The sequence below is a fragment of the Enterobacter wuhouensis genome (genome assembly GCF_004331265.1).
GTDB lineage: Bacteria > Pseudomonadota > Gammaproteobacteria > Enterobacterales > Enterobacteriaceae > Enterobacter > Enterobacter wuhouensis.
This window is the reverse complement of sequence record NZ_SJOO01000030.1, coordinates 1-1,709: the sequence shown is the minus strand read 5'-3', so window position 1 is coordinate 1,709 and position 1,709 is coordinate 1. Positions and strand designations below refer to the sequence as shown.

Sequence of the window (1,709 nt, the reverse complement as noted above, 5' to 3'; positions counted from 1 at the left end):
TGTGGAGGCTCATATTAACGGCGAAAAAAGTTTTGTCAAACCTGATCTTAGGGAAAATCGATTGATTGCCGATTCTGTCGTCAGTTTGTTGTAATTCCAAACATCTTTTTGTGGAAAATACTTTGCAGGATACGCATTTCTCCATCATCATTTGAAATGGAGTTTCAACTTTACTCGCTAAGGTCCATTTTGAACGTCACCGCCCCGATCCGCCAGGCGATTATGCGCACGCCCTGGTATGCAAAACGTAAAAGCTATCGTGTTCTGTTCTGGCGTGAAATCACCCCCCTCGCTGTGCCTATCTTCCTGGAAAACACCTGCGTTCTGCTGATGGGGGTGCTGAGCACGTTTCTGGTGAGCTGGCTGGGCAAAGAAGCGATGGCCGGAGTCGGGCTGGCGGACAGCTTTAACATGGTGGTGATGTCTTTCTTTGCCGCCATCGATCTGGGCACCACGGTGGTGGTTGCCTTCAGCCTGGGCAAGCTCGATCCCAAACGCGCGCGTGAAGCCGCGCGGCAGTCGCTGATGATCATGACGGTGTTCTCCATCATTCTGGCGGCGGTGATCCACTACTACGGAAAAGAGATCATTGATATCGTCGCAGGCGAGGCGACGAACGAGGTTAAAGGCCTGGCGCTGACCTATCTGGAAATGACGGTGCTCAGCTACCCGGCGGCTGCCATTGCGTTAATTGGCAGCGGCGCGCTGCGCGGTGCAGGCAATACCAAAATTCCGCTGCTGATCAACGGCGGGATGAACATCCTGAATATTATGATCAGCAGCATCCTGATTTACGGCGTGTTTTCCTGGGACGGACTGGGTTTCGTCGGTGCCGGGCTGGGGCTGACCATTTCTCGCTATATTGGCGCCGCGGCCATTATCGGCGTGCTGATGACGGGCATCACGCCGTCGCTGCGTCTCACGCTGAAAAGTTACTTTCGGCCCTTTAACTTCGCCATTATCTGGGAGGTGATGGGCATCGGTATCCCGGCCAGCATTGAATCGGTGCTGTTTAACGGCGGCAAGCTGCTCACGCAGATGTTTGTCGCCGGGATGGGGACTGACGTTATCGCCGGTAACTTTATCGCTTTCTCCATTGCCTCACTTATTAACCTACCGGGTAACGCCCTCGGCTCGGCGTCGACCATCATCACCGGGAAGCGGTTAGGGAAAGGGCAGATAGGGCAGGCCGAACGGCAGCTGCGCCATGTCTTCTGGCTATCGACCATTGGCCTCACGGCGATTGCCTGGGGAACGGCTCCCTTCGCCGGGCTAATGGCCTCGTTCTATACCCACGAGGACGATGTTAAAGAGGTGGTCAAGATCCTGATTTGGCTCAACGCCGCGTTTATGCCGATTTGGGCGGCTTCATGGGTATTGCCCGCCGGGCTGAAAGGGGCGCGCGATGCCCGCTTTGCGATGTGGGTATCTATGCTCGGCATGTGGGGCTGCCGCGTTGTTGCGGGCTACACCCTGGGGATTATGCTGGGAATGGGCGTGGTCGGCGTCTGGCTGGGGATGTTCCTGGACTGGGCGGTGCGCGGTGCGTTGTTCTACTGGCGTATGGTGAGTGGACGCTGGCTATGGAAATATCCGCGAAAGGCTGCCTGACAAATATGCGAAGTGGAGAATAAATCGGCAAACGATCGGCGATCTGCATTCTGCCTTTGACATCACCGATGAGCATCGATAATATGCGCCTCGTTCAA

The 1,709-nt window shown here is 55.4% G+C and carries 1 protein-coding gene; it reads left to right on the top strand.

All coding sequences use genetic code 11. From position 1 onward, the window contains the following. Positions 1-156: 156 nt before the first annotated feature. Positions 157-1,611, top strand: a complete 1,455-nt coding sequence (emmdR, locus tag E0L20_RS23725) for a multidrug efflux MATE transporter EmmdR (protein ID WP_131636024.1) — start codon at positions 157-159, stop codon at positions 1,609-1,611. Positions 1,612-1,709: the final 98 nt, after the last annotated feature.

Bases quoted from the DNA above. Each gene is read 5' to 3' on its own strand.
- emmdR (WP_131636024.1), top strand. From the start codon at position 157: ATGGAGTTTCAACTTTACTCGCTAAGGTCCATTTTGAACGTCACCGCC.